This is a genomic window from Hydrogenophaga flava NBRC 102514 (assembly GCF_001571145.1).
GTDB lineage: Bacteria > Pseudomonadota > Gammaproteobacteria > Burkholderiales > Burkholderiaceae_C > Hydrogenophaga > Hydrogenophaga flava.
This window is the reverse complement of sequence record NZ_BCTF01000015.1, coordinates 22,583-48,892: the sequence shown is the minus strand read 5'-3', so window position 1 is coordinate 48,892 and position 26,310 is coordinate 22,583. Positions and strand designations below refer to the sequence as shown.

Below are 26,310 nucleotides of genomic sequence, written 5' to 3'. Positions count from 1 at the left end.
ACGGCGTGCGTGGATTCAGTCCGGCCCGTGCAGCGACCGCACCCCCAGGTGGTGCATCAGTTCGCGTAGGATCAGCAGCACCGCGTCCCCTGCGGCATCGTCGAAACCCGTGCCACGCGCCGAGGGCGCCCCCACCGCGCGCGCGGCCAGCCACTGGTACTCGCGCTCGATGCCGTCCAGCCCAATGGACCCCTGCGCCAGCGCGGCAATGGCACCGCCGCGTTGCAGCGGCGCCAAACTGCGCCCGCTCAGCACCATGTGCGCGCCGCGCGGCACCTGGGCCGCGATGCGCTCGATCGCGTCCTCCACGGTCTGGATGGCGTTCTCCACCGCCAGCGCCGAGGGCCCGTTCCCCGACAACGGCCACAGCGAGGCCGTGCCCACGGGCAGGGTCCAGGTGGTGCCGGCGGCGGCGGTGATCATGGTCTCGTGCGCCCCGATGTCCAGCGCGAGCCGCGGACTGGTGTCGGCAGTGTTCACGGCGCGGCCTCGTCCAGCGCACGGGCCAGCAGCGCCAGGGCGCGCGGGTCGATGCCGTGTGCGAGCCCGGGCAGCAGGTCGGCCCGGGCATCGGCGCCCAGAGCCTGCAGCTGCTGCGCGCCCTGCGAACTGAACGCCGCCGGGATCACCGGGTCCTGTGTGCCGTGGATGAAACGGAAAGCCACGCCCGCCGGTGCGGTCTGCGGCGGCACTGCGAAGCGCCCCGACATCGCCACCACCCGCGCGGCCAGCGGCTCGCCCGCCTGCGTCGATTCGAGCGACATGATCGCGCCCTGCGAGAAGCCGGCGAGCACGGTCTGCGCGGCGCCCAGCCCGGTGTGCGCCTGCCAGCGCCGCACGGTCTCGGCAAAGCGCGGCATGACCGCCGAGATGCGCTCGGCGCGGTTGGCCTCCGTCACGACCTGCACCGAAAACCACTGCCAGCCGGCGCCGAAGCCGGACTCGAACGGCGAGCGCACCGCGACCACCCAGCGGTCGTCGCGCGCCAGCGCGGGGCCCAGGGGCTCGAAGCCCTCGGGGCTCGCACCCACGCCGTGGAACAGCAGCACCAGCTGGCGCGCGGGCGCCGTGGGGCGGTGCAGGACAAGGTCGCCCGTGGGCGCTTCGGTGCGGGTGTTCATGTGGGTCTCCCTGCTCACGCCGCCACCGCGTCGGGTGTGTCGACTGGGATGTCGCCAAACTGGAAGGCGTCCATCGACAGCACACCGTGCGTGATGCCGCCTTCGATGCGCGTGGCCGGCACCTCGGCGCCCGCCGCACCGGCGGCCACCATCAGCGGCCACAGGTGTTCGGCCGTCGGGTGGGCGCGCTGGGCGTGCGGCGCGATGGCCATGGTCTGCTGCAGGCGCGCGTGGTCGCGGCCGGTCACCACGCCATTGATCCAGTGCGCGAACTCGAGCGCGTAGGTCTCGGCGTTTGCATCGGGCGCGTCGAAGCGCACCTCGTAGAGGTTGTGCGTCAGGCTGCCGGAGCCGATCACCAGCACGCCTTCCTCGGCCAGCGGCGCCAGCGCCTGGCCGTAGGCGTAGGCGCGCTCGCCGTCCAGCCGCGCGGGCAGCGAGGCCTGGAACACCGGCACGTCGGCATCGGGCAGCAGGTGCATCAGCGGCACCCAGGCGCCGTGGTCCAGGCCCCATTGCGTGTCGGCCTCGGCCGCATAACCGGCGGCGCGCAGCAGCTCGATGGCGCGCTGCGCCACGTCGGGTGCGCCGGGCGCGGGGTAGTTCAGCTGGTAGAGCGCGGGCGGGAAGCCGCCGAAGTCGTGGATGGTCTGCGGCCGCGGCGTGGTGGCCACGCGCGGCTCGCGCGTCATCCAGTGCGGCGAGACGATGAGGATGGCCCTGGGCCGCGGCAGGGTCTGGCCCAGCGCGGTCAGCGCCGGACCGGCCTGGCCCGGTTCGATGGCGAAGGTGGGCGAACCGTGGGAGATGAAGAGCGTGGGCAGGCGGGTGGACATGGTGGATTCCTGGTGGGCGGCGCCGGTGCGCCGGCATGGGATCACTGTAGGTCTGCGAATGGCCGCCATCGTTCGATGCCCTCGCCGGTCACGTTTCAATTTTTTGAAGCCGGGGTCCGCGCCAACACCGGCTGGGATAATCCACCCCATGGCGAACAAGCAACGTGTGGTGGTCGGGTTGAGCGGGGGCGTGGACTCCGCGGTGAGCGCGCACCTGCTCAAGGAGCAGGGTTACGAAGTCATCGGCATCTTCATGAAGAACTGGGAGGACGACGACAACAGCGAATACTGTTCGTCCAACATCGACTTCGTGGACGCGGCCTCGGTGGCCGACGTGCTGGGCATCGAGATCGAACACGTCAACTTCGCGGCCGAGTACAAGGACCGCGTGTTCGCCGAGTTCCTGCGCGAGTACCAGGCCGGGCGCACACCCAACCCCGACATCCTCTGCAATGCCGAGATCAAGTTCAAGGCCTTCCTGGACCACGCCATGCGCCTGGGCGCCGAGAAGATCGCCACCGGCCACTACGCCAGCGTGCGCCTCAACGAATCGACGGGAAAGCACGAACTGCTCAAGGGCCTGGACCCGCTGAAGGACCAGAGCTATTTCCTGCACCGGTTGAACCAGGCGCAACTCTCCAAGACCCTGTTCCCGGTGGGCGAGCTGCCCAAGACCGAGGTGCGCCGCATCGCGGCCGAGATCGGCCTGCCCAATGCGAAGAAGAAGGACAGCACCGGCATCTGCTTCATCGGAGAGCGGCCGTTCCGCGACTTCCTCAACCGCTACATCGCCAAGGAGCCAGGCCCCATCAAGGACCCGAGCGGCCGCACCATCGGCCAGCATGTGGGCCTGAGTTTCTACACGCTGGGCCAGCGCCAGGGCCTGGGCATCGGCGGCATCCGCGAGAAGGGTGCGCAGAAAGGCGGCAACGAGCACGAGCCCTGGTTTGTCGCGCGCAAGGACGTGGCAAAGAACATCCTCTGGGTGGTGCAGGGCCACGACCACCCCTGGCTGCTGGCGCCCAGCCTGCGCGCCGAGGATGTGAGCTGGGTGGCGGGCGAGGCGCCCATCACCACGCAGATCGCCGCCAAGACGCGCTACCGCCAGAGCGACGCGCCCTGCTCGCTGGCCGTGGACGACACCGGCTTCACGCTGCGCTTTGCCGACCCGCAGTGGGCGGTGACGCCGGGCCAGAGCGCCGTGCTGTACGACGGCGAGGTCTGCCTGGGCGGTGGCGTGATCCACACTGAGGCCGCGAACGCCCCCTGAGCGCGGCGGCCCGCGGCGTCGTCAGTCCGCCGTGATCTTGCGGGCCTGGATGGTCGCGGCCCACTGGGCGGATTCCTTCTTCATGAAGGCCGCGAAGTCGGCGCGCGTGGTGGGCTGGGGCGTCAGCCCGTGGTGCATCAGGGCCTCTTTCACGCCCGGGTCGTTCAGCACCTTCACGATCTCCTGGTTCCAGCGGTCCAGCAGCGGCACCGGGGTTTTGCCCGGGGCCACGAAGGCGTACCAGTTCAGCGCCTCGAAACCCGGGTAGCCGGCCTCGGCCACGGTGGGGATGTTGGGCAGGTAGGCCGGTCGCGTGGGGCCGGTGGTGGCCAGCGGCACCAGCTTGCCGCTCTCGATGTGCGGCATGGCCGTGGGCGGCGCCGAGAAGTAGGCGGCGATGCGGCCACCCAGCAGGTCCTGCAGCGCGGGCGCGCCGCCCTTGTAGGGCACGTGGACCATGTCGATGGCGGCGCGCTGGTTGAACAGCTCACCCGCCAGGTGCGAGGCCGAACCGGGGCCGGTGGAGGCGTAGTCCACGCTGCCGGGTTTCTTCTTTTCCAGCTGCACGAACTCGGCCAGCGTCTTCACGCCCACGCCCTTGTGCACCACGAGCACGTTGGGGAAGTTGACGCCGCCCGAGATGGGCGCCAGATCGGTGAAGGGGTCGTAGGCCAGCTTCATCAGGTGCGGAGCGATGGTCAGCGGCCCGACCGAGCCGAACAGCAGCACCGAGCCGTCGGGTGCGGCCTTGGCGACGTACTGGTGCGCGATGTTGCCGCCCGCACCGCCCTTGTTCTCCACGATCACCGACTGGCCGATGTTCTCGCCCAACTTCTTGGCGATCAGGCGCGCTGCCGAGTCGGCGGCGCCGCCGGCCGCGAAGCCGACCACCAGGGTGACGGGCTTGGACGGCGGGAAGTCCTGGGCCTGGGCCAGGCCGCCCAGCAGCAGGCCGGACAGGGTGAGCGCGGTGGTGCGCAGGAAGGCTCGTTTGTGCATGGCAAGGTCTCCTCGGTGAGGTTCGTGGGTGGAAGGGATGGGGTGGCCGCTGCGGACCCGCCGCAGCGAGGGAACGCGGCGCCGGTTCAGTCAGCGCCGAGACCGATGGGGCTGGGCAGGCGCTTTTCCACCGCGTGGCGCAGCAGCGCGGCGGTGCGGAAGATGCCGTGGCCGAACTTGCCGTAGGGCATGGTGGCGAACAGGGCCATCACCGCGCCCAGGTGCAGGCACAGCGTCAGCGCCAGGGCGGGGGTGCCGCGCGCGGCCCACAGGGCCAGGCCGCTGGTGGCGGTGAGGAACAGCAGGGCGATGAAGCCGCGGTCCATGGGCTTCTGCGCAGCATCGCCGTGCAGTGGGTGGCGGCGCAGGTTCAGCCGCCACAGGCCCGCCGTGCCGATGGCCAGGCTCAGGCCGCCCACGGCGCCCAGCAGCTTGGGCAGGCTGGGCAGGTCGTAGGGCGCGGGCAGGTCCAGCAGGTAGTGGTAGAGCGTGCCCACGCTGGTGGCGGCGAAGCACAGCAGGAAGCCGTAGAAGGTGAGGTGGTGGTAGCGGCGGCGCGCCAGCGTGTGGGCGTCGTCCTCGTTGTGGCAGCCGTCGCCGTGGCCGCCGTCCAGGTACTTCAGGCGCAGCACGGCACCGGTCGCCTCGGCCGTGGCGGGGGCCGACAGCGGCGCACCGCTGGTGGCGGGCGTGACCTCGCGCCAGAAGCGGCGCACGCCCAGGCCCAGCGCCAGCGTGGCGAACAGAAACACCGGCGCGAACAGGCCCACCAGCAGGTTGTGCGGGAACAGGCCATAGAAGTCGCTGCCCGGCGCGCTCCACAGCGCACCCAGGCCCTGCCCCTGCAGCACCACGGCCAGCACCAGGAACAGCGCCAGCCCGGCGGCCAGCGCCAGTGACAGCGTGAGGCCCTGGCGCTGGTAGAGCCGGCCCAGCGCCGGTGGCCAGGCGTAGTCCACATAGGTCTGGCCGCGCACCTGCGCCATGGCCTGCGGCACGTTCACCGCGAACTCGTGCGGCGGCGCGTACTGGCAGGCGTGCAGGCAGGCGCCGCAGTTGTGACAGAGGTTGGCCAGGAAGTGGATGTCGGCCTTGCCGAATTCGAGCCGGCGCGTCATGGCCGGGAACACGGCGCAGAAGCCTTCGCAGTAGCGGCAGGCGTTGCAGATCTGCAGCTGGCGCGCGACCTCGGTTTCGGGCGCGGACAGCACGACCTCGCCCCGGGCCAGGGCGCTCGCGTCGCGGGCCAGGGCTTCAAGCGTGTGCATGGCGCGCTCCCTTCAACACAGCCTGCGCGGCCTGGGTGCCGGCGATGCGGCCGAAGGCGGTGCCGATGCTCATGCCCACGCCCGCGGTGTAGCCCTGCCCCAGCACGTTGCCGGCCATCATTTCGCCAGCCACGAACAGGTTGGGGCTGGCACGGCCGCCGAAGTGCACCGCCGCGGTGGCGTCGGTCTTGAGGCCCAGGTAGGTGAAGGTGACGCCGGGCTTGAGCATGTAGCCGTAGAAGGGCGCGGTGTCGATGGGCCGGGCCCAGTGCGTCTTGGCGGGCGCCACGCCCTCGGTGTGGCAGTCGTCCAGCGCGGTGTGGTCGAAACTGCCGACGCGGCAGGCGGCGTTGTAGTCGTTCAGGGTCTGCATGAAGGTGGTTTCGTCGAGGCCGAGCTTGCGCGCCAGCTCGGGCAGGGTGTCGGCCTGCACGCCGTCGAACACCGGCGGCATGAAGCGGCCGATGGCCTTGGCGTCGATGATGGAAAAACCCACCTGGCCGGGCTGCTGCGCCACCAGGCGGCCCCAGATGGCGTAGCGCTTGGGCCAGAAGTCCTCGCCCTCGTCGTAGAAGCGGCGCGCCTCGCGGTTCACCACCACGCCCAGCGACACGCAGTCGATGCGGGTGCAGATGCCGCCGTCGTACAGCGGCGCCCGCGCGTCGATGGCGACCATGTGCGCCTGCGTCGGGTCGCCGATGCCGTCGGCGCCGTGGTCGTCGAGCAGGTGGCGCAGCAACACACCCTGGTTGAAGCGCGTGCCGCGGATCAGGAAGTTGTCCGACGGCCACTCGCCGCGGGCGTTCTGGCCCCAGGCCTCGCGCAGCCAGTCGCGGTTCGACTCGAAGCCGCCGGCCGCCAGCACGCAGCTGCGCGCGGTGATGCGCTCGCCCTTGACCCAGGCGGCCACGAAGCGGTCGCCGTCCATCTCGATGCGGTCCACCGGTGCCTCGTAGCGCACCTGCACGCCCAGGCGCTCGGCGCTGCGGAAGTAGGCGTTGACCAGGGCCTTGCCACCCCCCATGAAGAAGGCGTTGGTGCGCGCGGTGTGCAGCGCGCCCGAGAGCGAGGGCTGGAAGCGCACGCCGTGGCGCACCATCCAGGGCCTGCAGGTGGCCGAGGCGCGGATCACCAGCCGGGCCAGGGCCTCGCTGGTCTTGCCGCCGGTGACCTTGAGCAGGTCCTGCCAGAACTCCTCTTCGGGGTAGGCGTCGACCAGCACGTCCTGCGGCGCGTCGTGCATGCAGCGCAGGTTGCGGGTGTGGGCGGAATTGCCGCCGCGCCATTCGCGCGGCGCGGCTTCGAGCAGCAGCACGCTGGCGCCGGCTTCGCGCGCCATCAGGGCGGCGCACAGGGCGGCGTTGCCGCCACCGATCACCAGGACATCGGGGTCCGTTGACATGGGTCTCCTTCGTGTTCGCTCGTGGGGCGCCGGAATGCATCCGGCGCAGGAGGGAATGTAGGAAGACAGCCGCCCGCTGTGCAGCGGGCCCGCGTCATGGGGGTATCACGGGATGTGATGGGTGTCTGGCAATGCCGCCAAGGCCGTGGCGCCGGACCAGCGGCCTTCTCCCAGCAGCGTGCGCACGCAGTCCTTGAGCACCACGCGCGCGGCCAGCGCGGCCGGTGACAGCTCGTCGTCCGACAGGCTGCACAGCAGGTTCACACGGCGCGCCGGGGCGTCGGTGATGCGCGCGCACTGGAAGCGCTGCGCCGCGTCCGGGTAGCGGCCCAGTGCCGCCCAGGGCTGCAGCGTGGCACCCAGGCCGGCGTCCACCGCGGCCATCACCATGGCCAGCGAATCCACCTCCAGCACCACGCGCGGCGAAATGCCCGCGCCCGCAAAGGCCGTGTCCAGTGTGCTGCGCAGACCGTGCGGCCCGGTGGGCAGGATCAGCGGCACCTCGGCCAGGTCGGCGATGGCGATCTCGGCCGGCAGGTGCGGCGTGCCCGCGCGCTGCACCAGGAACAGGTCTTCCTCCAGCAGCGGCATCACGCTCCAGCCGCGCCCGCCCCCGTCCTGCCGCGTCTGGTGCAGCCGGGTATCGAACAGCACGGCCAGATCGAGCTGGCGCGCATTCAGCATGGCCGTGAGGTGGCCCGACATGCTCTCCACCATGTGCAGGCGCACGTCGGGGTAGCGCTCGCGCATGGCCTGCACGAGCGGCAGGCCCAGCACCGCCGAGGTGGTGGGCGCCAGCCCCACCGAGACCGAGCCCGAGAGCCGTGCCTGCTGCGCGGCCCGCGTGGCCTGCTCGGCGTGGCGCAGGGTCAGCTGCGCCTCGCGGAAGAAAGCCACGCCCGCCTCGGTGGGCGCCACACCGCGCGGCGTGCGGTTGAGCAGACGGGTGGAAAGCTCGCTCTCCAGCCGCGTGATCTGCTGGCTCAGGGCCGACTGCACCACGTCCAGTTCGATCGCGGCGCGGCTCATCGAGCCCAGCTCGACGATGCGCACGAAGTAGCGCAGCTGACGCAGTTCCATGGGGTGGCCTGTGGTGGTGGTCCGCCCGCCGGGGCGGCGCGGGGTTCGGGGTGGCCGCCAGTTTATCGGTCGTCCCTGAAAATGGCGTCTCCACCACCCGTCCCGCCCACCCGCATGCGCCTGCCCCTGACCGACTGGTTCCCCATCCTCCGCTGGGGCCGGACCTACGACCGCCCGCTGCTGGCCGCCGACCTGACGGCCTCAGCCGTCGTCACGCTGCTGCTGATCCCGCAGAGCCTGGCCTACGCCATGCTGGCCGGCATGCCGCCGGTCACCGGGCTGTACGCCAGCATCGTGCCCATGGTCGTCTACGCGCTCATGGGCAGCAGCACGGTGCTCGGCCCCGGCCCCTCGGCGCTGCGCTCGATCATGTCGTTCGCGACGGTGGGCACGGTGGTGAGCGCCGGCGGGGCCGACTTCATCGCCGCGAGCGCGGTGCTGGCGGTGATGGTGGGCGTGGCGCTGCTGGTGATGGGCGCGCTGCGCATGGGCTTCATGGCCAGCTTCCTGAGCCAGCCGGTGCTCTCGGGCTTCATCACCGCCTCGGGCCTGCTGATCGGCATGAGTCAGATCAAGCACGTGCTGGGCATGCCCCTGAGCGGCGACGATGTGCCCAGCTTTGCCCGCAGCCTGGCCGCCCATTTCGGCGAGGTCCATGGCCTCACCCTGGCCGTGGGCCTGGGCGCGCTGGCGGCGCTGTGGGCGGCCCGGCGCTGGCTCAAGCCGCTGCTGCGCGGCGTCGGCGTGCCGGCGGTGGCGGCGGACCTGGCGGGCAAGGCCTCGCCGCTGCTGGTGATCCTGCTGTCCATCGCGCTGACCACCGCCCTGGGCTGGCCGCAGCAGGGGCTGGCGGTGGTGGGCGACATTCCGCAGGGCCTGCCCAGCCTGGTGCTGGCGCCACTGCTGGAGCTGCCGTCCGCCACCGTGCGGGCGCTGATGGTGCCGGCCCTGCTGATCGCGGTGATGACCTTCATCGAACAGATCTCCATCGCCCAGGGCATGGCCGCCAGACGGCGCGAGCGCATCGACGTGAACGCCGAGATGCGGGCCATGGGTGGCGCCAACCTGGCGGCCGGCCTGACCGGTGCCTTCGCGGTCGGTGCGAGCTTCTCGCGCACCTCGGTGGTGGCCGAGAGCGGTGGCCGCACCCCCGCGGCCGGCATCATCACCGCGGTGCTGCTGGCCTTCACGGCCCTGTTCCTCACGCCCTGGCTGCACGACCTGCCCATGGCCGTACTGGCCGCGACCATCCTGATCTCGCTGGGCTCGCTGATCGACTTCCGCAGCTTCCCGCTGAACTGGCGCTACGCGCGCGCCGACTTCGCGGCCCAGGCCCTGACCTTCTCCGTCACGCTGCTGGTCGACCTGGTCACCGGCCTGACCGTCGGCGTGATCGCCTCGCTGGCGCTGCACATCTGGCGCAGCAGCCGCCCGCACATCGCCGTGGTGGGCAACGTGCCCGGCACCGAGCACTACCGCAATGTGCTGCGCCACCAGGTGGTGACGCGCCCGCACATCCTGGGCCTGCGGGTGGACGAGAGCCTGTTCTTTGCCAACGCGCGCCACCTGGAAGACCGCATCACCGCCGAGCTGGCCGCCCACCCCGGCGTGCGCCACGTGGTGCTGCAGTGCACCGCGGTGAACGACATCGACGCCAGCGCGCTGGAGAGCCTGCGCAGCATCCACCGCAACCTGCAGGACGCCGGCGTGCAGCTGCACCTGAGCGAGGTGAAGGGGCCGGTGATGGACCGCCTGCACCGCAGCGACTTCCTGGAGCGGCTCTCGGGGCAGGTGTTCCTCACCCACCACCAGGCCATCAGCGCGCTGGACGAGCCGGCGCAGGACCCCGCGGCGCAGATCTGAGCCCAGGCGCCCCGGCCGGCGTCAGCGCGGCCACGCGAGCGCACCCAGGTGCGCCAGAAACCCGTCGCGGGTGAGACCGGCGAAGTGGGGGCTCCAGCGCCGCTGCTCCAGCACCGTGGTCACCGCCCGCGCCCGGCGCTCGTGGCCTGCGAACAGCAGGGTCTCGTCGGGCAGGGTGAAGATGCGCTGCTGCACGCTGTCCCACAGCGCCGCCGGCAGGGCCGGCCGGGGCTGCCACGGGCAGGCGTCGGCGGTCAGCAGGTCGCCGCAGAACACGCGGTCCTGCCAGAGGTAGCTCTGGCAGTGGGCGGTGTGTCCCGGCGTGTGCAGCACCTGCACGAAACCCGCACCCAGCGGCAACCGCCCGCCGTCGGCCACGCTGCGCACGCCCTCGCGCCGGGCACCCTGCACCAAAGGTGCCCCCAGGCACAGCAGGCGCCCGAATTCGCCGGGCGGCTGGTCGTCGTGGCCGTCGTGCTCGTGGGTGCGCAACACCCAGCGCAGGCGCAGGCCGGCCTCGTCCAGCAGGGCCATCAGCACCGGCCAGTCGCCGCTGCGCGGGTCGACCAGGGCGGCTTCGTGCGCCGCTTCGTCGGCCAGCAGGTAGCTCAGTGCGCCGCTGTGTTCGTCGTAGAGGATGCGCAAGGTCATCGGGGGTCGGGTCGTCCGGAGCACGGACCTTTCCAAGTTCCATGCCAGCCTGGCCCGGCCGGCAAAAACCTGTGGCCACAAGCACTTGCACGACACCGCGAGGGCCGCCGGCACCGCTTTGACTGCCAGATCTGGCAGACAATGTCGGACACGACCGCCCCCAGCGGGTACCCCCATGAAACCCCTGCCCGAACTCACCGCCTTCCTCGAAGGCCTGCCCGAGCCGCACATCCTGTTCGACGCGCAGTACCGCATCCTGGCGGCCAACGCCGCCTACCGGCGCCAATTCAGCCCCGAGCGCAGCGTGGTCGGCCGGCACTGCTACGAGGTCTCGCACCATTTCGCCGTGCCCTGCGACCAGGCCGGCGAGTCCTGCCCGCTGGCGCAATCCCGGATCTCGGGCCAGCGCGAACGCGTGCTGCACCTGCACCACACGCGCCGCGGCGAGGAGTATGTGAACATCGAGCTCTCGCCCCTGCCGGGCGCGGACGGGCAGCCGGCCTTCTACGTGGAGAAGATGGAGCCGCTGCGGGTGGCCCAGGGCCAGCCGGCGGCGCAGGGCCTGATCGGCCGCTCGCCCGCCTTTCAGCGCATGCTCGGCCTGGTGGCGCGGGTGGCGCCGGCACCGGCCACCGTGCTGCTGCTGGGCGAGTCGGGCACCGGCAAGGAACTGGTGGCGCGCGCCATCCACGAGGCCAGCCCGCGCGCCAGCAAGCCGCTGGTGCCGGTGGACTGCTCCAGCCTGCCCGAGACGCTGTTCGAATCCGAGCTGTTCGGTCACGAGCGCGGCGCCTTCACCGGCGCGGCCACCGCCAAGGGCGGCCTGGTCGAGGCGGCCAGCGGCGGCACGCTGTTCCTCGACGAGGTGGGCGACATCCCGCTGGCCATGCAGGTCAAGCTGCTGCGCCTGCTGGAGACCGGCATGTACCGGCGCGTGGGCAGCACCGAGCCGCGGCACGCCGACATCCGCGTGATCTCGGCCACCCACCGCGACCTCGATCGAATGATGGCCGAGGGGCGCTTCCGAGAAGACCTGTACTACCGGCTCTCGACCTTCCCGATTCCTCTGCCGCCGCTGCGCGAGCGCGCGGGCGACCTGGCCCTGCTGGCCGAGGCGCTGCTGGAGCGGGTGGCGGCCCCGCGCCGCCTGCGCCTCGCGCCCGCCGCCATGCACCTGCTGGAGGCCCAACCCTTCCCCGGCAACGTGCGCGAGCTGCGCAACCTGCTGGAGCGCACCGCCCTGCTGTGCGACGGCGAGCTGATCGAGGCGGCGCATGTCGAGGAGGCCATCGCCACCGGCCGGCGGCCGGGCCGTGCTACGACCGGGCCATCGGCACCGGCCACGGCCGGCGACACGGTGCGGGCCGCCGGCCGCGAGACGCTGCGCGCCATCGTCGCCGAGCACCGGGGCAACCGCGCCGCGCTGGCGGCCAAGCTGGGCATCAGCGAACGCTCGCTCTACCGCAAGCTCAAGTCCCTCGAATGAGCACCGGAGGCGGTCCGCCGGGACTGCCCACGCAGGGGCATCTGCGTTAGTCTCCAACCCATCCAAACAAGGGGTGGGGTGGCGGCATGGTGTTCGGGTTGCGCGGTGCGCTGGTGGGTCTGGGGCTGGCGGTGGCCGGCGGTGCGTGGGCGGTGCAGATCACCGGCCTGAGCCCGCAGGGCGAGGTGGCCAAGGTGCGGCAGGTGGTGGCGAATTTCGACGCGCCCGCGGTGGCCTTCGGCAGCCCGAACGCGGCGCCGCCGCTGCAGCTGAGCTGCAACGAGCCCCAGGCCTCGGCCGGCAGCGGCCGCTGGCTCAACGACCGCCGCTGGGTCTACGACTTCCAGCAGATGCTGCCGCCGGGCGTGAAGTGCAGCCTGCAGGTGGCGCCAGGCTTCGTGGCGCTGGATGGCAAGCCCCTGACCGGCCCGCAGCGCTTCGCTTTCGAGACCGGTGGACCGGCGCTGCGCCAGAGCGTCCCGTCCGACGGCCAGGCCATCGAAGAAGGCCAGTACTTCCTGCTGCGCTTCAACGGCGCGGTCGCGCCCGAGAGCGTGCAGGCCAACGCCTGGTGCGGCATGGACGGGCTGGGCGAGCGCATCGCGGTCAAGCTGATCACCGGCGCCGAGCGCGATCAGCTGGTGCAGGCGCGCGGCTGGAACCGCCAGGACGTGCCCGCCGACCAGGTGGTGGCCCTGGCCTGCCAGCGCCAGCTCACGCCCGCCGCCAAGGTGAAACTGGTGCTGGGCAAGGGCGTGGCGACACCGAACGGCGTGGTCACCCGGCAGGACCAGCGCCTGAACTTCACAGTGCGCGAACCCTTCAAGGTGACCTTCAGCTGCGAGCGCGAGAACGCGCAGTCGCCCTGCCTGCCGCTGCGCGGCATGTCGCTGCGCTTCAACGCCCCGGTCACCGCCCAGCAGGCGATGGAAATCCGGCTCAGGCCCGCCGCCGGCGGCGAGGCACTGACGCCCAAACTTGAAGACGGCGCGCAGGGTGAGGACGCGGTCGACGGCGTGGACTTCGCGCCCACGCTGACCGAAAAAGCCAGCTACACCGTGGAGCTGCCCAAGGGCCTGGTGGACGCCTCGGGCCGCGCGCCGGCCAACGCCGGGCAGTTCCCGCTGAAGGTGGCGACCGGCCTGATGCCGCCGCTGGTGAAGTTCGCGGCCGCGCCCTTCGGCGTGGTCGAGCGGCTGGCCGAACCCGGCGGCACCGCCCTGCTGCCCATCACCGTGCGCAACGTCGAGCCCGAGCTCAAGGCCCTGGGCCTGGCGGTGCCTGGCAGCAAGGTCAGCGACCTCAAGCTCTCCAGCGACGCCGACATCATTGCCTGGTACCAGCGCGTCGCCACGTTCCACGGGGGCACGGTCGAACGCAAGCTGGCCGCGCAGTGGGCGAAGACGCCGCTGCCCAAGGTGATCGACAAGGACAACCAGGACTGGGTCGAGTCGCGCATGCTCGGCCTGCTGCAGGGCCTGCCGGGCGTGAAGCCGCTGGACCTGCCCCAGGCGGCGGGCGACCCGCGCCCGATGGAGGTGGTGGGCATTCCGCTGCAGCCGGGCTTTCATGTGGTCGAGATTGCTTCGCCGCGGCTGGGCCGCTCGCTGCTGGACGAGCGCCACGGCGAGGGGCGCACGATGTACGTGCGCAGTTCGGCGCTGGTGACCAACCTGGGCGTGCACTTCAAGCTCGGGCGCGAGAACGCGCTGGCCTGGGTCACCACGCTGGACAAGGGCAAGCCGGTCGCGGGCGCCGCGGTGCAGGTGTCCGACTGCCGCGGCAAGCTGGTGGCCAAGGGCCAGACCGACGCGCAGGGTGTGGTGAAGCTCGACGGCCTCCCCGGCCGCGCGCCGGTGTGCCAGGACGGCGAGGCCGAAGACGGCGAGTACGGTGGCGCCTGGTTCGTCAGCGCGCGCGCGAAATCGACCGACGGCGTGTACGACCTGGCCTTCACCTGGAGCGACTGGAACCGCGGCATCGAAACCTGGCGCTTCGACCTGCCCACGGGCGACCTCGCCAGCGCCACGCAGCGCGCCCACACGGTGCTGGACCGCGCCCTGCTGCGCGCGGGCGAGACGCTGTCGATGAAGCACTTCCTGCGCACCGAGGACATGAAGGGCCTGCACGTGCCCGAGCTCAAGAGCGGTGAACTGGTCATCACCCACCAGGGCAGCGGCCAGGAGTTCCGCCAGCCCGTGGCCTGGCGCAAGACGCCCACGGGCGGCCTGAGCGCGACCAGCGAGTTCGCCATCCCGCCCTCGGCGCGGCTGGGTGTCTACACCGTGCAGCTCTCGCAGTCGCTTGGCCGCCAGGGCACCGAGATCCTGGACAGCGCGCAGTTCCGGGTCGAGGAGTTCCGGCTGCCGGTGCTGCAAGGCCAGCTCAGCGCCAACGACAAGAAGCCGCTGGTGGCGGCAACGGCCACGCCGGTCGACCTGCAGGTGAGCTACCTCTCGGGCGGCGGTGCGTCCAACCTCGCCACCCAGGTCTCGGCGCTGATGCGCCGCAAGTCCTTGTCCTTCCCCGGCTACGAAGGTTTCAGCTTCGAACCGCCGCGCACCGGCAGCCGCGCGCAGGAAGGCCGCGACGACGGCGAGGACGGCGCCGATGCCGCGCAGAAGCTGGTCGCCGACAAGCTGCCGCTGACGCTGGACAAGAACGGCCGCGGCCGCACCGAGATCCAGGATCTGCCGGCCGTCACCTCGCCGCAGCAGCTGTTGATCGAGGCCAGCTACGCCGACCCCAACGGCGAGACCCAGACCCTGCGCCATGTCACCACGCTGTGGCCCGCCGCGGTGGTCGCGGGCATCAAGACAGAAGGCTGGGTCTCGACCCGGCAGCAGGCGCGCTTCCAGGCGCTGGCGCTCACGCTGGACGGCAAGCCCGCGGCCGATGTGCCGCTGGAGGTGCGCGCCTCGGTCCGGACGACGACCACCACGCGCAAGCGCATGGTCGGCGGCTTCTACACCTACGACAACAAGACCACCTCCAAGGACCTGGGCAGCGTCTGCTCGGGCAAGAGCGACGCGCGCGGCCTGCTGCTGTGCGAGGCCGAACTCGACGACGCGGGCGAGGTCGAGCTGACCGTGGTGGCCAAGGACCGCGAGGGCCACGCGCACCAGAGCGCAGCCTCGGTCTACGTCACGCGCCAAGGCGAGCTGTGGTTCGGCGGCGAGGACCACGACCGCATGGACGTGGTGCCCGAGAAGAAGCGCTACGAGCCGGGCGAGACCGCGCGGCTGCAGGTGCGCATGCCGTTCCGCTTCGCGACCGCCCTGGTCAGCATCGAGCGCGAGGGCATCATCGACACGAAGGTGGTGCAGCTCAACGGCGAAGACCCGACCATCGACCTCAAGGTCGAGCCCGGCTGGGGACCGAACGTCTACGTGAGCGTGATGGCGCTGCGCGGCCGGCTGCGCGAGGTGCCCTGGTACAGCTTCTTCACCTGGGGCTACCAGGCGCCGCGCGAGTGGTGGACCGCCTTCTGGTACGAGGGCAAGGAATACGTCGCGCCGACCGCGCTGGTCGACCTGAGCAAGCCGGCCTACCGGCTGGGCGTGGCCGAACTGAAGGTGGGCATTGCGGCGCACGAGATCCAGGTCAGCGTCTCCACCGACCGCGAGGCCTACCCGGTGCGCGGCACCGCACAGGTCACCATCCAGGCCAAGCTGCCCAACGGCCAGCCCGCGGCCAACGCCGAGGTGGCGCTGGCGGTGGTCGACCAGGCCCTGCTGGAGCTGGGACCGAACGACAGCTGGGACCTGCTGGCCGGCCTGTGGCAGCGGCGGAACTGGGCCGTCGAGACATCGACCGCGCAGATGGAAATCATCGGCCGGCGCCACTACGGCCGCAAGGCGATCTCGGCCGGCGGCGGCGGCGGCCACAGCCCCACGCGCGAGCTGTTCGACACCCTGTTGCTGTGGCAGCCCTCGGTGGTGCTCGATGCCCAGGGCCGCGCCACGGTGAAGGTGCCGCTGAACGACTCGATCAGCAGCTTCCAGGTGGTGGCCATCGCCGATTCGGGCCCGGGCCTGTTCGGCACCGGCCAGGCCAAGTTCCGCGCCACCCAGGACCTGCAGATCATCAGCGGCCTGCCGCCGCTGGTGCGCGAGGGCGACCGTTTCATGGCGCAGTTCAGCCTGCGCAACACCACGGCGCAGCCGATGAAGGTCAATGTCTCGGCGCGCGCCACGCTGGTCGAGACGCCCGCGCAGACGGTCGAGATCCCGGCCGGTGAAACCCGCGAGGTGGCCTGGGACGTGACGGCCCCGGTGCCGCTGGGACTAGGCCGCTTCGAGGCGCTGCTGTGGGAAGTCTCGGCTCAGGACCAGAACGGCAAGGCGCGCGACGCCGCCAAGTTCAGCCAGCGCGTGCTGCCCGCCGTGCCGCTGACGGTGCGGCAGGCCACGCTGGCACAGCTCGACGGCCCGCTGTCGGTGCCTGTGGCCACCCCGGCGGACGCACTGACCGACGCCCAGGGCGCGCTGCGCGGTGGCATCCGCATGAGCCTGCAGCCGACGCTGGCCGAGGGCCTGCCGGCGGTGCGCGAGTGGTTCGTGAACTACCCGTTTGCCTGCCTGGAACAGAAGACCTCCAAATCCATCGGCCTGCGCGACGCCAAGCTCTGGCAGACCGTGCTGGCGCAGCTGCCGACCTACCTGGACAGCGATGGCCTGGCGAACTACTTCCCGCCGCGCGATGGCGACCGTCCCTCCGGCAGCGACACCCTGACCGCCTACCTGCTGTCGGCCACGCACGAGGCGGCGTCGCTCGACCCGGCCTGGACCCTGCCCGACACAGCGCGCGCGGCCATGCTGCGCGGGCTGGAGAACTTCGTCACCGGCAAGATCGAACGCGGCTTCTGGAGCCCGCGCCAGGACCTGAACCTGCGCAAGCTCGCCGCGGTGGAAGCGCTCTCGCGCCACGGCCGGGCCAGCACGCGTCTGCTGCAGAGCGTGGAGATCGCGCCCAACCAGTGGCCCACGCACGCGGTGATCGACTGGATCAACGTGCTGCGCCGCGTGAGCGACATCCCCAAACGCGACGAAAAGCTGGCCGAGGCGAACAACATCCTGCGCGCGCGGCTGTCGTACCAGGGCACCAAGCTGGTCTTCAGCACCGAGGCCGACGACCAGTGGTGGTGGCTGATGCACAACGGCGACACCAATACCGCGCGCCTGCTGCTGGCGGTGATGGACGACCCGGCCTGGAAGGACGACATGGGCCGCATCGCCAGCGGCTTCATCGGCCGCCAGCAGCGCGGCGCCTGGCAGACCACCACCGCCAACCTCTGGGGCGGGCTGGCGCTGCAGAAGTTCTTGGCCCGTTTCGAGTCCGTGCCGGTGACCGGCAGCACCCGCGCCACGCTGGGCGCCGCCAGCGCCGCGGTCGACTGGAGCAAGGTCTCGCGCGCCGATCCCAAGGCGCCGGTGGCCGCGGGCTTCGCCACCGTCGGCACCACCAAGGCCGACCCCAACGCGCCCACCGGCCCGTGGCGCAACAACGCCGCCACCCTCGCCTGGCCCAAGGACGGCGCCGCGTCGCTGGTGGTGCAGCACCAGGGCAGCGGCAAGCCCTGGGTCACGCTGCAGGCGCTGGCGGCCACGCCGCTGAAGGCGCCGGTCTCGGCCGGCTACACGGTGACCAAGACCATCACCCCGGTCGAGCAGGCCGTGGCCGGCCGCTACAGCCGGGGCGACGTGCTGCGCGTCACGATCGAAGTCAACGCCAGCACCGACATGACCTGGGTCGTGCTCAGCGACCCGATCCCGGGCGGCGCCACCCTGCTGGGCAGCGGCCTGGGCCGCGACTCAGCCATCGCGACCGCGGGCGAGAAGCGCTCGGGCAGCGGCTGGCCGGTGTTCGAGGAGCGCAGCTTCGAGGCCTTCCGCAGCTACTACGACCACCTGCCGGCCGGGCGCTTCAAGACCGAGTACACGGTGCGGCTCAACAACGTGGGCACGTTCGCGCTGCCACCGACGCGCATCGAGGCGATGTACGCGCCCGAGGTGTTCGGCGAGCTGCCCAACGCCCCGATGCAGGTGGAGGCGAAGTGAGACACCGGGCGCTGCCGGGCTGGGTGCTGGTGGCGGCGCTGGCCGGCGGCGGCGCACTACCCGCCTGGGCCCTGCCCAGCTTCGCCGAGGTGAAGGCGGCGCACCCAACCTCCGAGACCCGGTTCCTCGACCGCCACGGCGAGCTGCTGCAACGCCAGCGCACCGACCCCACGGTGCGCCAGGGCGCCTGGGTCGCGCTGCCCGAGGTCTCGCCCGCGCTGCGCGGCGCCCTGGTCTACAGCGAGGACCGGCGCTTCTACGAACACAGCGGGGTCGACTGGCAGGCCGTCGCGGCCGCCGCCTGGGGCAACCTGTGGAACACGCGCACGCGCGGCGCCTCCACCCTCACCATGCAGCTGGCCGGCCTGCTGGACAGCGACCTCCAGGCCGGCGCCAACGGCCGCCGCTGGACGCAGAAGGCCGGCCAGGCGGTCTGGGCGCAGTGGCTGGAGACGCGATGGCGCAAGGACCAGATCCTGGAGGCCTACCTCAACCGCGTGCCCTTCCGCGGCGAGATCGTGGGCGTCGACGCGCTCGCGCGCAGCCTGTTCGCCAAGGCGCCGCACGGGCTGAACGCGGACGAGGCCGCGATCACCGCCGCCCTGGTGCGCGCTCCCAACGCCGCGCCCGAGCGAGTGGCCGCGCGCGCCTGCGAGGTGCAGCAGGCCATGGCGCGGGCCCAGGGCGCGAAGGCCGACTGCCTGTCGGTGCGGCTGCTGGCCGGCAGCGTGCTGCGCGACCGCCGCTGGGCCGCCAGCGAGGGCGACGCCCCGCACGCGGCGCGGCGTGCGCTGGACGAGTGGCGCCAGCAGGCCGGCACGCGCGCGGTGCCGGCGCAGGTCCGCACCACGCTCTGGGCGCCACTGCAGCGCGAGGCGCAGACCCTGCTGCAGCGCCAGCTGCGCTCGCTGCTGGGGCGGCGTGTGGAGGACGGCGCGGTGGTGGTGCTCGACAACGCCAGCGGCGAGGTGCTGGCCTGGGTGGGTTCGTCGGGCCTGCTGAGCCAGGCGGCCGAGGTCGACGGCGTGACCGCGCTGCGCCAGCCCGGCTCCACGCTCAAGCCCTTCCTCTACGCGCAGGCCATCGCCGAGAAGCGCCTGAGCGCGGCCTCGCTGATCGAGGACGCGCCGACCCACATCCCGACCGCGGGCGGCCTGTACATCCCGCAGAACTACGACCGTGATTTCCGCGGCTGGGTCTCGGTGCGCACCGCGCTGGCCTCCTCGCTCAACATCCCGGCCGTGCGCACGCTGGCCATGGTCTCGCCCGAAGACTTCGCGGCACAGCTGCTGCGCCTGGGCCTGCCGCTGCGCGAGGGCGGCGACTACTACGGCCTCGGCCTGGCGCTGGGCAGCCCCGAGGTCAGCCTGCTCTCGCTGGCCAACGCCTACCGCACGCTGGCCAACCAGGGCCGCCACGCGCCGGTCGCGCCGCTGCTGGCCGGCCCGCGCCAGGCGGTGCGCAGCGAGGCAGTGCTCGACCCCGGATCGGCCTTCATCGTGGGCGACATCCTGTCGGACGCCAATGCCCGCGCCGCCACCTTCGGCACCGATAGCCTGCTGGCCACCCGCGTCTGGACCGCGGTGAAGACCGGCACCAGCAAGGACATGCGCGACAACTGGGCCGTGGGCTGGTCGCAGCGCTACACGGTGGGCGTCTGGGTCGGCAACGCCAGCGGCGCGCCCATGGGCGAGGTCAGCGGCACCACCGGTGCGGCGCCGGTCTGGGCCGGCCTGATGCGCTGGCTGCACGAGCGCCTGCCCAGCCGCGCGCCGTTGCCACCGGCCGGCGTGGTGGCACAGACCGTTCGCTTCGGCCAGCAGCTCGAACCGGCGCGGCGCGAGTGGTTCATCGCCGGCACCGAACAGCCGCTGTTCGCCCTGGGCACGGACAGCGACAGCGGCGCGCCGGCACTGCGCCCGCGCATCCTCAGCCCGGTCACCGGCACCATCCTCGCCATCGACCCGGACATCCCGCCAGCCAACCAGCGCCTGACGCTCAGGGCCGAGGCCGGCAACGTGCGCTGGCGCATCGACGGCCGGTCGCTGGGCCGAGGCCAGGAGCTGCAGTGGATGCCCTGGCCGGGCCGGCACCAGATCGAACTGCTCAACACCCGTGGTGAGGTGCTGGACCGCGTGCGCATCGAGGTGCGCGGGGCGGGCGTGAAGACCAAGAGCGGAGCGCCCGACAAGGTGAAAGGTTGACGGAGAGAGAACGATTCGCCGCCGGGCCGCCCCAAGGCGAATCAGCCCCCTCGGGGGGCAGCGACCCGCGCCAGCGGCGGAGCGTGGGGGGCTCAGTGCTCGGCGTGCAGCTTCTCGTGAATCTTCTTCGTCGTCCACCAGACCGCCCACAGCACCAGCGGAATCGCCGCGCCGGCCAGCAGCTCCGGCTTGACGGGCAGGCCGAGCTCCTTGCCGGCCTTGCCCAGGTAGAGGATCAGGCTGATCACGTAGTACGAGATGGCCGCGATCGACAGGCCTTCCACCGTGCTCTGCAGGCGCAGCTGCAGTTCCTGGCCCCGGGTCAGCTTGGCCAGCAGCTGCTGGTTCTGCACCTCGGTGGCGATGTCCACCCGCGTGCGCAGCAGGGCGCTGGTGCGGGTGATGCGCTCGGACAGCGAGGTCAGTCGCTGACCGGTGGACTCCACCGTGGCCATGGCCGGTGACAGCCGGCGCTGCATGAACTCGCCGATCGTCTGGGTGCCCGGCACCGGTTGCTCGCGCAGTTCGGCGATGCGCTGCGCCACCAGGCCGTCGTAAGCTCGCGTGGCCGAGAAGCGGTAGGCGTGTTCGGCGATGGCGCGCTCCACCCCCGCGGCCAGCGACACCAGGGTGTCGAGCAGGCTCTGGTCGGTGGCGGTCTTGCTCTCCAGGTGGGCGGTGATGTCGGCCAGTTGCGCCTCGCATTGCGAGAGGAATGGGCCGAGCTGCTTGGCCACCGGCAGGCCCCGCAGGGCGAGCAGGCGGTAGGTCTCGATCTCCAGCAGGCGCTGCGAGATGCGGCCGGCCCGGGTTTCGGTGGTGTCGGGCGGCGCCACCACCAGGATGCGTTCGTAGCCGGACTCGCGCAGCATCAGGTCGGTGATCACCATGGAGTGGGACTGGTTGCCCATGAGCGAGGCCACCACGGTGTGCTCGCCCAGCCAGGTGCGGCCCTGCGCCAGGGCCTCGTGCGGGTCCGCCAGGTCGCCGTGCAGCATCACCAGCTTGATGGCGGCGATCGTGCGCCCGGGGATGCCGGCCAGCCAGTCGGACGGCAGCACGATGTGCGAGAGCAGTTCGGGGTCGCGGGCGCCCAGCCGTGCGCCGTCGGGCAGCGGCTGCACCAGCGAATAGCGGGTGAACTCGGTGTGGCGTTCCCACTTGAGGGTGTAGCCCGGCAGCCGCAGGCGCAGGAAGCTGCCACTGAGCTGCTCGGCCTGCAGGTCCTGCTGGCCCGGCAGGCGGCGCAGGTGCTCCAGCTCCTGCTCGCGGCCCACGCCGTCGTTGGTCACGGCGATGAACACCACCAGCGCCGGCAGCCGGATGCGCGCCGGCGGGCGGGCGTGCACCTCGTTGTGCAGCATCTCGCGCAGGGGGTCGTTGGTCGGCAGCAGGGGGTGGGCGGTGTCCATGGCGCGATTGTGCCGAAACCCCTCTGTCACCGGGCCCGGTACAGGCCGCTCAGCCCAGGGGCTGTGACGGTCTGGGCAGCGACACCACGAACCGCGCGCCCTCGTTGGGGCGGGAGTGGAAGCCGATCTGTCCGCCATGCCGCCGGACGATGCCCAGGGCGTTCGCCAGGCCGATGCCGTGTCCGGGGTAGTCGCTCTCGGCATGCAGCCGCTGGAACACGCCGAACAGCCGGTCGGCATGCTGCATGTCGAACCCGATGCCGTTGTCTTCGACCGCAATCTCGTCCATGTCGATGCCCGCGCTGCAGGTGACCGACACCTGCGGGCTGGGGTGCTTGCTGCTGTACTTGATCGCGTTGCCCAGCAGGTTCTGGAGCACGATGCGGATGAGCGCCGGATCGGCCCACACCCGCGCCGCTTCGGGCCAGTCCAGCCGCGGCGGCCGGTCGGCACCGACCACCAGCTGGGCGGCGATGTCCGCGAGCAGCGGTGGCAAATCGACCCACTCGCAACGGGGCTCGGCCTGGCGGTTGCTCGAATGGTCGAGCAGCGCCTCCATCATGACCGCCATCTTCGACCCCGCCTGCAGCACGGCCTCGGCGCAGCGCCGGGCTTCGGGGTCCTGGCCCACGCTGTCCAGTCCGAGCATCAGCTCGCAGTAGCCCATCATGTGCCGCAGAGGTGTGCGCAGGTCGTGGGAAATGGAGTACGCAAACGAGGCCAGTTGCCGGTTGGCCTCTTCCAGGTGGGCCGTCTGCCGGGCGACCTCCTGGGTCAGCGAGGCCGACAGGGATTCGAGCCTCTCCTCGTAGCGCATGCGATCGATCTCGACCCCGGCCCGCGCCGCGTGCATCTGGACCAGCGCCCGCAGCTCCGCGGAGTCCGGCAGCAGCTGGTCGTCCAGCAGCACCAGCAGCCCGATGCCCTGGCCCTGGGTGTCGAAGATGGGCGCCCCCAGGTAGCTGCTGACGCCCATTTCCCTGAGCAGCGCGTCGTCCGGGAACTCGGCGCAGACGTCGCCGGAATAGACGCACATGCCCTTGCCGACGATGCTCTCGCAGGGAGAGCCCGACAGGTCGTAGCTGAAATTGGGCGAGAGCGCGCCGCCGATGGCGGTGGCCAGGGCGTGGACCGTCTGGTCCTCCCCGGGGCCGATCACGCCCACGAACACATACCGGACGCCCAGCAGCCGCCCGAGCCGGGACACCATGTTCTCGCAGCAGCGCAGGCCGACCGAGGTGTCACCGGCCAGCTCGAGCAGGCCCTGACGAAGCACGTGCTGTTCCTGATGCATGCGGTGACCCAAGTGAAGCCTGTTGCATCGGCAGTTCGCACCCGGACTTGACCCCGGACACCCCGCCGAACCGACAAAAAAGCCCACGCCCCGGGGAGGGCGCGGGCCTGGCCAGCGATGGACGCTTTCCCTGGCGGATCAGAACGGGATGTCGTCGTCCATATCGTCGAAGCCGCTGGCCGGGCGGGCGGCGGCCGGTGCGGGTGCCGGCGCCGGACGGGGGGCCGGCGCCTGGCGCGGCGCGGCGGCCGGACGGCTGTAGCCGCCGCCACCACCGCCTTCGTCACCACCGCCCATGCCTTCGCGGCCGCCCAGCAGCTGCAGTTCGGTGGCGATGATGTCCACGGTGTTTTTCTCGACGCCGGTGGCCTTGTCCACATAGGTGCCGTACTTCAGGCGGCCTTCGACGTAGATCGGGCGGCCCTTCTTGACGTACTCGCCGGCGATCTCGGCCAGGCGGTCGTAGAAGGTGACGCGGTGCCACTGGGTGTCTTCGATGGTTTCACCGCTGTTGCGGTCCTTGCGGCGGCTGGAGGTGGCCACGCTCACGTTGGCCACGGCCTGGCCCGAGGGCAGGTAACGGATTTCGGGGTCGCGGCCGCAGTTGCCGACGAGGATGACTTTGTTGACGGATGCCATGAGGTATGCCCTGAGAAATGGGGGCGGCGCGGGAGGGCCGGCCGCTGGTCGGTCGACCATTGTGCCGCAATCGGATCGGCCGACCAATCCGCCACCCGGCGCTGGCGGGAACCAGCGGACGGCCTCTACACTCGGTCGCGATGAGACGAGAGCCGGACTTCCTGCAGAACCTGCGCACCGAGGTCGCCGACGGCCGGCAATGGCGGGACCGGGTGGTGGTGATCGCGTTCGCCGTGCTGGCCGGTCTGTCCATCGTGGGCTTCACCTTGCTGGCGGACGCGACCTACGGCCTCTACAAGGCCGGCCGCGAGGCCGCGTGGTGGGCACCGCTGCTGTGGACGCCGGCCATGACGGCGCTGATCGTCTGGGCCGTGCGCCGCTGGGCGCCGGGCATTGCCGGATCGGGCGTGCCCCAGGTGCTGGTGGCGCTGGCGCCGGAAACACCGCTGGCCTCGCGCGGTGCCTACGCCTCCTGGCGCCTGTCCATGCTCAAGATCGCCGGCGTGTCGGCCAGCCTGCTGGCCGGTCTGTCGGTGGGGCGCCAGGGGCCGTCGGTGCAGATCGGCGCCGGCGTGATGCTGGCCGCGCGGCGCTGGCTGTCCCCGAACAGCGGCATCAGCGCCCGCGAGCTGCTGGTGGCCGGCGGCGCGGTCGGTCTGGCCGCCGCGTTCAACACCCCCCTGGGCGGCATCGTGTTCGCCATCGAGGAGCTCTCGCGCAAGCTGCAGGAGCGCAGCAGCGGACTGATGCTGGCGGCCATCGTGGTCGGCGGCCTGGTGTCGGTCTCTGCCTTCGGCAGCCTCTCCTACTTCGGGCGGGTGAAAGCTGAAAACCTCAGCTGGTGGACGCTGCTCGGGCCCGCCCTGGTGGTGTCCCTGCTGGCCGGCCTGCTGGGGGGGCTGATGTCGCGCCTGCTGCTGGCCTCCTTCACCGGCCTGCCCGACCGCTTCTGTGCCTACCGGCGCAAGCGGCCGGTGGCCTTCGCCGCGGCCTGCGGCTTCGTGGTGGCGGTGATCGCGGTGGTCACCAATGGCGAAACAGCCGGCATCGGTCACCAGCACACCCACGCCCTGCTGGCCGCCGGCACCGAGGGGCAGACGCCCTTCGTGTTCACCGGCCTGAAGTTCGTGGCGTCGTGGATCTCGTCCTGGGCCGGCGTGCCGGCGGGCATGTTCGGCCCCTCGCTCTCCATCGGCGCCGGGCTGGGCGCCGATGTGGCCTGGCTGTTCGACTCGCCGCACACCGCGGCCCTGATCGCGCTGGGCATGTGCGGCTTCCTGGCCGCCGTCACACAGACGCCCATCACCGCCATGATCATCGTGATGGAGATGACCGACGGCCACAGCATGGTGCTCAGCCTGATCACCTGCGCGCTGCTGGCCAGCGGCATCTCGCGCATGATCAGCCGGCCGCTGTACGGCACGCTGGCCGAACTGATGATGCGCTCCTGGCGCGAGCCCGCACCGGCCGCAGACGGCCGGCCAAACTGAGGCTCAGGTGCCGGGCTGCGCCGGTGGCCGCATCGGCCAGGCCACCACCAGCCAGCCCAGCATCAGGGCGGCGCTGAACAGGAAGATGCCGGCGCTGCCCCAGGTCTTGGCGACCAGGCCGCCCAGGCTGCCGCCGGCAAAGATGCCCAGCGACATCAGGGTGTTGTAGACGCCGAGCGCGGCACCGCGCTGGCGCGGCTCGGCCAGGCGCGAGGCCAGGCTGGGCTGGCTGGCTTCCTGGGCGTTGAAGCCCACGAAGTACAGGCACAGCAGCACCGACACCGCCCACACCGACGGTCCCTGCAGAGCCCACAGGAAGCCCAGCTGCACCAGCGCGATCAGGGCGATGGTGCCCAGGTACACCGCCTTGAAGTGGCCCTTGCGCTCCAGCCGGAACAGGAAGCCGCCCAGGATCAGCAGCGAGCCCAGCACCGCCGGCAGGTAGACCTTCCACTGCGCCGGGCCGTCCACGCCGGCCTCGCGCAGCAGCGCGGGCACCGACAGCCACATCGCGATCTGCACCGCGTGCAGCACGAACACGCCCACGTCCACCCGCAGCAGCTCGGCATGGGCCAGCACCTGTCGCAGCCCGCCGCGGCCGGCGTCGACGTGCTCGACCGGCTCGGGCGGCACCACCCAGGCCACGACCGCCATGCCGGTCAGCGCCAGACCGGCGGTCAGCATGAACAGGCCGGACAGGCCGATGTGGGGCACCAGCACCGGCGCCAGCACCAGCGACAGCGCAAACATGAGCGCGATGCTGATGCCCACCAGCGCCATCGACTTGGTGCGCACCTGGTCGCGCGTGAGGTCAGCCAGCAGGGCGGTGACGGCCGCCGAGATGGCGCCGGCGCCCTGGATCGCGCGCCCGGCCACCAGCCAGGGCAGGCTCGGCGCCCAGGCCGCCACCAGGCTGCCCAGCACGAACAGCGCCAGCCCGAACAGGATCACCGGCTTGCGGCCCAGGCGGTCGGAGGCCAGGCCCAGCGGCACCTGCAGCATGGCCTGGGTCAGACCGTAGGCGCCCATGGCCAGGCCGACCAGCCCGGGGTCGTCGCCGCCCGGGTAGTCCCGCGCCTCGATGGCGAACACCGGCAGCACCAGGAACAGCCCCAACATGCGCAGCGCATAGATGGCGGCCAGCGACAGGCTGGCCCGGCGCTCGCCGGAGGTCATGCGGGTGGCGTCGGCCGCCGGGGCTGCGGTCATCGGTGTGGCGGTGTTCAGAGAGGGCAC

18 protein-coding genes are annotated in these 26,310 nt (G+C 71.7%); 6 read left to right on the top strand and 12 right to left on the bottom strand.

All coding sequences use genetic code 11. The features are described 5' to 3' along the window. Positions 1 to 15 precede the first annotated feature (15 nt). Genes HFL01S_RS13970 through HFL01S_RS13960 form a run of 3 tightly spaced genes read right to left on the bottom strand, consistent with a single transcriptional unit; the run spans position 16 to position 1,957 of the window. Positions 16 to 480 (bottom strand): hypothetical protein, encoded by a 465-nt coding sequence (locus HFL01S_RS13970; RefSeq protein WP_066259528.1) that lies wholly within the window; start codon positions 478 to 480, stop codon positions 16 to 18. Beyond that, on the bottom strand, positions 477 to 1,121 hold the full coding sequence (gene ypfH / locus HFL01S_RS13965; protein WP_066259524.1) for an esterase: 645 nt from the start codon (positions 1,119 to 1,121) through the stop codon (positions 477 to 479). The genes HFL01S_RS13970 and ypfH overlap by 4 nt, the downstream gene beginning before the upstream one ends. Positions 1,122 to 1,135: 14 nt before the next feature. After that, positions 1,136 to 1,957, bottom strand: a complete 822-nt coding sequence (locus HFL01S_RS13960; RefSeq protein WP_066259517.1) for a dioxygenase family protein — start codon at positions 1,955 to 1,957, stop codon at positions 1,136 to 1,138. Positions 1,958 to 2,105: 148 nt separating this feature from the next. Here HFL01S_RS13960 and mnmA point away from each other — a divergent pair, with 148 nt between their 5' ends. Continuing rightward, positions 2,106 to 3,227, top strand: coding sequence for a tRNA 2-thiouridine(34) synthase MnmA (gene mnmA / locus HFL01S_RS13955; protein ID WP_066259516.1), 1,122 nt, complete (start codon positions 2,106 to 2,108; stop codon positions 3,225 to 3,227). A gap of 21 nt (positions 3,228 to 3,248) precedes the next feature. Here mnmA and HFL01S_RS13950 read toward each other — a convergent pair whose 3' ends face one another. The 4 genes from HFL01S_RS13950 to HFL01S_RS13935 all read right to left on the bottom strand — a co-directional run bounded on the left by HFL01S_RS13950 (position 3,249) and on the right by HFL01S_RS13935 (position 7,976). Continuing rightward, positions 3,249 to 4,226 carry a Bug family tripartite tricarboxylate transporter substrate binding protein gene (locus tag HFL01S_RS13950; protein WP_066259511.1) on the bottom strand — a complete coding sequence of 326 codons (978 nt, stop codon included), beginning with the start codon at positions 4,224 to 4,226 and terminating at the stop codon, positions 3,249 to 3,251. Positions 4,227 to 4,312: 86 nt separating this feature from the next. Further along, positions 4,313 to 5,494, bottom strand: a complete 1,182-nt coding sequence (gene tcuB / locus HFL01S_RS13945) for a tricarballylate utilization 4Fe-4S protein TcuB (protein WP_066259500.1) — start codon at positions 5,492 to 5,494, stop codon at positions 4,313 to 4,315. Next, entirely contained in the window at positions 5,481 to 6,896 is a 1,416-nt protein-coding gene (gene tcuA, locus HFL01S_RS13940; protein ID WP_066259498.1) for an FAD-dependent tricarballylate dehydrogenase TcuA, read from the bottom strand. The genes tcuB and tcuA overlap by 14 nt, the downstream gene beginning before the upstream one ends. 105 nt (positions 6,897 to 7,001) lie before the next feature. Then, positions 7,002 to 7,976, bottom strand: a complete 975-nt coding sequence (locus HFL01S_RS13935) for a LysR family transcriptional regulator (RefSeq protein ID WP_066259497.1) — start codon at positions 7,974 to 7,976, stop codon at positions 7,002 to 7,004. Between the two features lie 114 nt (positions 7,977 to 8,090). On the opposite strand from HFL01S_RS13935, the gene HFL01S_RS13930 reads away from it, so the two are divergent. Beyond that, a complete protein-coding gene (locus HFL01S_RS13930) occupies positions 8,091 to 9,839 on the top strand; it encodes a SulP family inorganic anion transporter (RefSeq protein WP_066259495.1) in 1,749 nt (582 codons plus the stop codon). 21 nt (positions 9,840 to 9,860) lie between these two features. Here the strand turns inward: HFL01S_RS13930 and HFL01S_RS13925 are convergent, their stop codons facing one another. After that, entirely contained in the window at positions 9,861 to 10,490 is a 630-nt protein-coding gene (locus tag HFL01S_RS13925; protein ID WP_066259494.1) for an MBL fold metallo-hydrolase, read from the bottom strand. Positions 10,491 to 10,665: 175 nt separating this feature from the next. Here HFL01S_RS13925 and HFL01S_RS13920 point away from each other — a divergent pair, with 175 nt between their 5' ends. The 3 genes from HFL01S_RS13920 to pbpC all read left to right on the top strand — a co-directional run bounded on the left by HFL01S_RS13920 (position 10,666) and on the right by pbpC (position 20,239). After that, a complete protein-coding gene (locus HFL01S_RS13920; RefSeq protein ID WP_066259493.1) occupies positions 10,666 to 11,976 on the top strand; it encodes a sigma-54 interaction domain-containing protein in 1,311 nt (436 codons plus the stop codon). 86 nt (positions 11,977 to 12,062) lie between these two features. Then, entirely contained in the window at positions 12,063 to 18,035 is a 5,973-nt protein-coding gene (locus HFL01S_RS13915; RefSeq protein ID WP_066259491.1) for an alpha-2-macroglobulin family protein, read from the top strand. Next, entirely contained in the window at positions 18,032 to 20,239 is a 2,208-nt protein-coding gene (gene pbpC / locus HFL01S_RS13910; protein WP_066259490.1) for a penicillin-binding protein 1C, read from the top strand. Before HFL01S_RS13915 ends, pbpC begins: the two co-directional genes overlap by 4 nt. 92 nt (positions 20,240 to 20,331) lie before the next feature. Here the strand turns inward: pbpC and HFL01S_RS13905 are convergent, their stop codons facing one another. From HFL01S_RS13905 to ssb, 3 genes are all read right to left on the bottom strand, one after another. Further along, a complete protein-coding gene (locus HFL01S_RS13905; protein WP_066259488.1) occupies positions 20,332 to 21,651 on the bottom strand; it encodes a DUF3422 family protein in 1,320 nt (439 codons plus the stop codon). A 49-nt stretch (positions 21,652 to 21,700) separates the two neighbouring features. Then, on the bottom strand, positions 21,701 to 22,945 hold the full coding sequence (locus tag HFL01S_RS13900) for a sensor histidine kinase (protein WP_066259486.1): 1,245 nt from the start codon (positions 22,943 to 22,945) through the stop codon (positions 21,701 to 21,703). A 138-nt stretch (positions 22,946 to 23,083) separates the two neighbouring features. Continuing rightward, positions 23,084 to 23,584: a single-stranded DNA-binding protein gene (ssb, locus tag HFL01S_RS13895; protein WP_066156964.1), complete on the bottom strand. Its 501-nt coding sequence runs from the start codon at positions 23,582 to 23,584 to the stop codon at positions 23,084 to 23,086. A gap of 140 nt (positions 23,585 to 23,724) precedes the next feature. Between ssb and HFL01S_RS13890 the strand changes: the two genes are divergently transcribed. Further along, on the top strand, positions 23,725 to 25,074 hold the full coding sequence (locus HFL01S_RS13890; protein WP_066259482.1) for a chloride channel protein: 1,350 nt from the start codon (positions 23,725 to 23,727) through the stop codon (positions 25,072 to 25,074). A gap of 3 nt (positions 25,075 to 25,077) precedes the next feature. Here HFL01S_RS13890 and HFL01S_RS13885 read toward each other — a convergent pair whose 3' ends face one another. Further along, positions 25,078 to 26,283 (bottom strand): MFS transporter, encoded by a 1,206-nt coding sequence (locus HFL01S_RS13885; protein ID WP_439648603.1) that lies wholly within the window; start codon positions 26,281 to 26,283, stop codon positions 25,078 to 25,080. Positions 26,284 to 26,310: the final 27 nt, after the last annotated feature.